This is a genomic window from Pedobacter sp. (assembly GCF_045627485.1).
GTDB lineage: Bacteria > Bacteroidota > Bacteroidia > Sphingobacteriales > Sphingobacteriaceae > Pedobacter.
The window spans coordinates 20959-27661 of the sequence record NZ_JAZQNU010000198.1; the positions used below are offsets into that span (position 1 = coordinate 20959).

Here is a 6703-nt window from a genome sequence, read left to right on the forward strand (position 1 = left end):
TTATCAATTAAGTTTTGCAAATTTTAAACGGAGGCTGTTACTCACCACCGATACGGAACTTAAGGCCATAGCTGCGCCGGCAATCATTGGATTTAACAGGAAACCATTAAAAGGGTACAATAAGCCTGCCGCCAGTGGAATGCCAATGATATTGTATATAAACGCCCAGAATAAATTCTGGCGTATGGTTTTTACTGTTAATTTCGACAATCGCAGTGCCTTTGGAATTTGTTGCAGGTCAGAGGAGATTAGGGTAATTTTAGCTACATCGATCGCGATATCAGACCCTTTCCCCATGGCTACCGAGAGGTCTGCTTGTGCTAAGGCCTGGCTGTCATTAATCCCATCTCCTACCATGGCCACCACTTTACCCTCCGCCTGCAGCTGCTCAATAAATAAAGCCTTGTCGGCAGGCAGCACTTCTGACCGAACCTGAGTAATGCCTGTTTTCAGGGCCACAGCACGCGCCGTATGCTCATTATCGCCAGTCAGCATATAAACAACTATCCCTAAATCCTGTAAGGCCTTAATGGCAGTCCTTGACCCTTCCTTTAGCTTATCGGCAATAGCCAGCACGGCTAACACCGTTGTGCTGGTGCTAAAATATATGATCGTTGCTGCCTGTTCCTGCAAATCTTCCACCTGTTTATGCAGGCTATCGGATAGGCTAAGGTCCAATTCAGTTAACAGCCGGTGACTACCAGCATAAAAGGTTTCACCTTTGAAGTTCGCTTTCACACCCCTTCCGGTTAAACTATCAAAGTCGGTGATGTTGATGGCCGAAACCACTTCATTTTGCAGGTGTCTAACAACTGCTGTTGCCAGAGGGTGCTCAGAACGTTGTTCCAAGCTAAACAGCACCTGAATCAACTCTGGCTGCCTGCCTTCTGCAGCCTCCGTCCAAATAAAGTCGGTTACCTCTGGTTTACCCTCAGTAAGGGTTCCTGTTTTATCCACCACCATGGCGTTTACCTGATAACCAGATTCCAGCGCCTCAGCATCTTTAATTAAAATACCGTTTTCTGCGCCTTTACCAATACCAACCATAATTGCCGTTGGCGTAGCCAATCCTAAAGCACAAGGGCATGCAATCACCAACACGGTAACCATGGCCATCAAACCATGTGTAAACCCGTCCGCGCCGCCAAAAGTTATCCAGATCAGCAGGGTCACGAGTGAAATCAGCAGCACAACAGGCACAAAAATACCAGCCACTTTATCCACCAATTTCTGTACCGGTGCTTTTGAGCCCTGCGCCTGTTCCACCAGTTTGATGATCTGCGCCAACAACGTATCTTTACCTACTTTACTAGCCGTAAATTTAAAACTACCTTTCTGGTTCAGTGTTCCGGCAAATACAGTTGCCCCTTTTTCTTTCCTCACCGCTACTGGCTCACCGGTAATCATACTTTCATCGATATAAGAATACCCTTCTGTAATTACCCCGTCGACAGGGATTTTCTCTCCCGGACGGATGGCCAGTAAGTCGCCTACCACAACGGTATCCACTTCAACATCCTGCTCTACCTGATCACGAACCAGATGAACGGTTTTAGGCTGTAAACCAATTAGTTTCTTAATGGCACCTGAAGTGTTTGATTTAGCATTCTCCTCTAATAATTTACCCAGCATAATGAATACAATCACTACAGCAGCAGCTTCGAAGTATACATGGGGATGTAAACCTCGCGACAGCCAGAATTCAGGATAAAACGTATTGAACACACTAAATAAAAAGGCAATTCCAGTACTTAATGCCACCAGGGTATCCATATTGGCTTTGCCGTGTTTGGCCTGTTTCCAGGCGTTAACAAAAAAGGAATTTCCAAATATAAACAGCACGGGCGCTGTTAACACCATCATGACCGGATTAGCATAAGGTATGTCCATCAAAAACATGCCAATGATCACCACTGGAAGGGTGAGTATTGCTGCAGCAATGCAGCGTTTCTTTAAGGCTTGGTACTGGTCTTCCTGCACGGCTTGCTGCTGTTCCTTACCATGCACCTGGTCAAGGATCAAATCATAACCGATGTCCTGCAATACTTTCTGAAATGTTTCTGGTTGTATAAGTTCAGGCTGGTAGGCAACTTTCACACTTTGCGTAGCATAATTAACTTCAGCATGGTTTACTCCAGGTTGTGCACCAAGCATGCTTTGAACGCTGCTTGCACAACTGGCACATGTCATTCCCAACACGGGGAGTGAAATAGTTTCTATATGTTCGTTCTTAGCCATGGTGTTAAAATTATTATACAAAGGTATCACGTTTAAAAGCGGCAGGCTTACATATTGTGGTTATAATTTTGTAGAATTCTGTAGGTATGAAAGGTCTTAGTTATTCAATATCCTTCCACCATTGTTTAAAGGCCTGTTTCTCGTCATTTAAGTTAACTGGCTCCCCGATCATGGGTGTGACTAAAGGAATACCGATTTTTTTATTGAGTTCAGTAATTTTTATTAGCGGCTCATCCCATGGATGTTGAGCCAATACAAATTTAGAAGAATGAACAGGAAATAATCGTTTAGCTTTCAATTCCCCAGCAGCTTTCAAACCTTCTTCGGGCAACATATGTATTGCTTGCCAGGCCAGGTTGTATTGTCCATTGTCGAGGATAGCCAGGTCGAACTCGCCAAACTTTTTTCCAATTTCAGCAAAATGTGTATCGTAACCACTATCACCTCCAAGGTAAATCTTAAAGTCAGGTGTTTGCAAAATAAAAGATAACCACAAGGTATTGTTCCTGGTGAAACCTCTTCCCGAAAAATGCCTGGCAGGCGCGGTATGTATCGTGATACCCTGGTCTGCTTTAATACTTTCGTTCCAGTCTTTTTCCAAAATCATACCGGGATCAAAACCCCAACGTTCAAAATGAGAACCAACGCCCAGTCCGGTGATGACGGTTTTCACCTTGCCCTTTAACGCCATAATCGTTTCATAATCCAAATGGTCATAATGATCATGTGTAATCAACAGGTAATCAATGTCAGGCATATCAGCAGCTGTATAAATATCTGAACCAGTAAACGATTTGTTACTATTTGGAATAGGCGAAGCATTACCGCTAAAAACAGGATCAATTAAGAAACGCTTGCCATTAACTTGTATAAAATAAGACGAATGTCCAAACCAAACCAGCACATTGCTGTCAATGGAAAGTTGATGCAAATCGGTTTTGATAGAAGGAAGGTTTACCGTTGGCTTTTGTCTCGGAAATTTTTTAAAGATAAAACCATAGGTAATCTCTACCATGGAGTACCCTTCGGTTATGGTCGGCGTAAAATGAACATTCTGAAATTTGCCGTCTTTGTAATTTGGCGATTGTTTCATCACTTCCAGGCGCGCGCCACCCGGCGCTTTACCAAATTTTTCCTGCCGCATATATAGAAAAACAGCTAGTACACATATTATCAGCACACTTATTAATATGATCATGGTTCGTTTCAGTATTTTAAAAGTTCGTTTCATCAATTCCATTGATTATTTTAGATCAGCCTTGCCTGACCATCGCCTAAAACCTTAAGGCTAATATTTGCCCGAAGGTAAGTTGAACTGTCGATTAATATATCAAAAACACGTTAAAACATTTTATTTAGAATTACAGTTATGAAGCTATGGAACCATTTAATATAAGAATTGAACGCGAAGGACAAGAAGTAACCCTTACCATCCTACCTACCGACGAAGGCTATTACAAAGTAATCTATTATGGCGGCATATTAGGCGCCATCAGAAAGGAAGCGCAAACCAATCAATGGACACATGTTCCAGATGATGAGGTGATTGCCGGAGAGCTACCTTTATACCATCATGTAGATGAGGATGACCGCCTGGAAATTGTACTTAACGGAGCCATGGCTGAAGAAATTGGTAGGGAGATTGATGAAGAAAGACGTGTTGGTTAAAATAAAAAGCGGTTGTACCACCTTCATATGATACAACCGCCTGCCAATATTTTATGTTACTTACGAATGTTGTAACGTATTGTTTGAGTAATTTAAAGCAGGGAACTTCGCTTTTGCCCATTCGAAACTACCGAACATCAGCAAACCATAAATCAGGTTACCGGCCAGCAAGTTACGTTCAAATGGAATAGCAGCCATTAAAGCCGTTAAATAACCACCAAAGGTTTTAGGGTAGATCGAACCCGCCATTAATACCACACCAATATCAGAAACAATCCAGTGGATAAACACGGCTGCAAATGAAGCCAGCAACACATTCACAACATGGATTTTCTTTAGGAAAGTACCCACAAAGACCATCAGGATGAAACTTGCATAAACCCAGAAAGCACCTTCATAAAACAAGACGATCTTTTGGAAATAAATATAGTTCACCATCATGTCTGTTACAAACAAAGTAAGCAAAGGGATGGCATATGCTTTCACCTTGTCAGAAAAATAAGCACCACCAAATAGTGCCATCGCGCCGATAGGTGTAAAATTAGACCAAGAGCTAAAGTTACCGAAATTAATAAAACGGGTAGCAGCAGCGGCTATGATCACGAATACCAGGATTAAATTCCGGGCAGTTGATTTTTCTAAGGACATGTTTGTAAGTTTTAAAGTGTAAAAATATCAATTCTTTAGCGAATATTAAAACTAATCCCGGCATTCATGTTAAAGCCCATGCTGCTATATCCATAAAACTCGGTATATTTCTCATTAAATATGTTTTTAAGGTCAGCAAACACCTTTAGCCTTCTCCCAAATAAGGCATATTCGGTATAAAAATCCAGCAATTGGTAAGCCGGCAGATCTACCACCGCATAGGCGTTAAAATCACCATCCTTTCTTTTTCCATTGTATTTAAATGCAGAACTTACATATAGCTTTTCGGTCAGCTGCAAGCCCGCGTTTAAGCCGAAAACGTGTTTAGCTTTGCGCACCAGGTAGTCAGACACCTCGTTGGTAATGTAATTGAACTCCGTGCCATCTACGTAAGCATAATAACCGTTTACCCTAATCTTGCCAAACTTTGCCGCCGGCTCCAGTTCAAAACCTTCCGCCTGCTGACTTGCCTGATTAATAAAGCCAATGTTTCCATACACAATCGCATCACGCAGGTCACGTTTAAAACCTGCCAAGCGTAAGGTATACTGATCGTTTACAAAACTCAGGTTTACCCCTGCTTCATAATTCCGCGATGTTTCAGGTTTTAAATCCAGGTTCGCCCCAAATTCTCCAAATAAGTTCTCCAGCGTTGGCGCTTTAAAAGCGGTAGAGATGGTTCCATACAGCTTTAAAGACCGCAGGACCTGAATGGAGGGTGTGATGTTATAAGTCGAATTTTCACCGTATTGTTTATGTTTGTTATAACGGCCGCCCACCTCCAGGTTAAACATGCCTAAGTCGTGCAAAAACACAGAACCATAGGTACTGAATAAGTTGGTAGATGGTGGTACAGCGGCATTTAGCCTGAAGGAAGTGGACCGGTTGTCTAAACCTGCCAATAACTTCACATGCTGACCAATTCCCTGGTTGATATAAAAATCAATCAATTGTGTACTACCCTGCGAAATACTTGAGCCATACTGACTTTGTTGGTCAGTACTGGCATTCTCATATCCGTAATTTAAAGTCAACTTTCCGGTAGCATGTTCATACTGTGCATTCACACCCCCGTTAAAGTATTTAAGTTTATAATTGTTCTCCAGATGATCTTCGAAAGCATTGGCATCAAAATCATAATGGCCGTAAGAATATCGGATAAATGGATTAATGCTCAGTTGTTTACTAGCTTGCAGCGAAAAGTTTGCATTAACTGCCGCAGTTTTGTTTCCATCCTTTTCAAAAGGCGTTTGTTGCCCTGCCGGTAACGCGGCTTCCGATATCCCATCCGTTTTAGCCTGGGTATAGGCAATGTTATAAGAAAAATCTTTTACCTGGCTGCTCATACCTACCGTTCCCTTAAAGGATTCATAACTGCCATAACTTCCAACACCATAAACACTGTTACCCGCTTTTTTACCTTTTTTGGTGATGATGTTAATCACCCCCGATACGGCGTCTGACCCATAAATGGTCGACTGCCCCCCTTTCAGGATTTCGATATGGTCAATCTGATCGATGGAAAACATGCGCAGGTCGAATGCAGATCCATTCCCAACCGGACTGCTCACCAACACACCGTCAATTAATATCACAGCATAAGCGCCTGATGCGCCCCTCACAAATACACTTTTATTCAACCCCAGGTTTCCACTGGCCCCACTCACTACAATTCCCGCTTGCTCGTTAAGCAGGTCGGTTAAATTCCGGCCGTGACTGCGGGATAAAACCTCCGGACCAATAATCGTTACCACTTTACCGGTTTGCGATTGCTTCTGATCGTTTTTTGTGGTAGAGATGACCACTTCGTCCAGTTTAACTTCTTCCTGGGCATGGGCCCCGGTTAATAGCAATACCGGGCTCAAGGCTACACCCGACATGTACATCAAGTATTTTTTTATCTTCATCATTTCTTCTGCGCTGCAAAAGTAGATCATTTACTATCTTTAGCGCAACCTAAATTGCATAAATGATGATTAAAATTGCTTCAGCGTTACTCGTTATGCTAAGCCTCCCTGCCATGGCACAAAAAACCGACACCTTGCTGCTTGAGGAGCTCATGCAGGCACAATCAGAACAATACTACACCATCCTTAACCATCCGCAGAAACACCAGGTACAGGTGTTGTATACACAGGTTAAACGCGAT

General features: G+C 42.6%; 5 protein-coding genes and 1 pseudogene. 2 read left to right on the forward strand and 4 right to left on the reverse strand.

What is annotated here, in order from left to right:
* Positions 1-3: 3 nt before the first annotated feature.
* On the reverse strand, positions 4-2238 hold the full coding sequence (locus ACR2F3_RS15385; protein ID WP_432710872.1) for a heavy metal translocating P-type ATPase: 2235 nt from the start codon (positions 2236-2238) through the stop codon (positions 4-6).
* Between the two features lie 100 nt (positions 2239-2338).
* On the reverse strand, positions 2339-3436 hold the full coding sequence (locus tag ACR2F3_RS15390) for an MBL fold metallo-hydrolase (RefSeq protein WP_432710873.1): 1098 nt from the start codon (positions 3434-3436) through the stop codon (positions 2339-2341).
* A gap of 179 nt (positions 3437-3615) precedes the next feature.
* On the opposite strand from ACR2F3_RS15390, the gene ACR2F3_RS15395 reads away from it, so the two are divergent.
* Complete coding sequence (locus ACR2F3_RS15395; protein WP_432710874.1) at positions 3616-3906, forward strand: hypothetical protein; 291 nt, start codon at positions 3616-3618, stop codon at positions 3904-3906.
* Positions 3907-3966: 60 nt separating this feature from the next.
* On the opposite strand, the gene ACR2F3_RS15400 is transcribed toward ACR2F3_RS15395, so the two are convergent.
* Positions 3967-4554: a DUF6580 family putative transport protein gene (locus ACR2F3_RS15400; RefSeq protein WP_432710875.1), complete on the reverse strand. Its 588-nt coding sequence runs from the start codon at positions 4552-4554 to the stop codon at positions 3967-3969.
* A gap of 35 nt (positions 4555-4589) precedes the next feature.
* Positions 4590-6491 (reverse strand): TonB-dependent receptor plug domain-containing protein, encoded by a 1902-nt coding sequence (locus ACR2F3_RS15405; RefSeq protein WP_432710876.1) that lies wholly within the window; start codon positions 6489-6491, stop codon positions 4590-4592.
* A gap of 32 nt (positions 6492-6523) precedes the next feature.
* On the opposite strand from ACR2F3_RS15405, the pseudogene ACR2F3_RS15410 reads away from it, so the two are divergent.
* A pseudogene (locus ACR2F3_RS15410) lies at positions 6524-6703 on the forward strand (serine hydrolase); the annotation flags it as partial.

Bases quoted from the DNA above. Each gene is read 5' to 3' on its own strand.
- ACR2F3_RS15385 (WP_432710872.1), bottom strand. From the start codon at position 2,238: ATGGCTAAGAACGAACATATAGAAACTATTTCACTCCCCGTGTTGGGA.
- ACR2F3_RS15390 (WP_432710873.1), bottom strand. From the start codon at position 3,436: ATGATCATATTAATAAGTGTGCTGATAATATGTGTACTAGCTGTTTTT.
- ACR2F3_RS15395 (WP_432710874.1), top strand. From the start codon at position 3,616: ATGGAACCATTTAATATAAGAATTGAACGCGAAGGACAAGAAGTAACC.
- ACR2F3_RS15400 (WP_432710875.1), bottom strand. From the start codon at position 4,554: ATGTCCTTAGAAAAATCAACTGCCCGGAATTTAATCCTGGTATTCGTG.
- ACR2F3_RS15405 (WP_432710876.1), bottom strand. From the start codon at position 6,491: ATGATCTACTTTTGCAGCGCAGAAGAAATGATGAAGATAAAAAAATAC.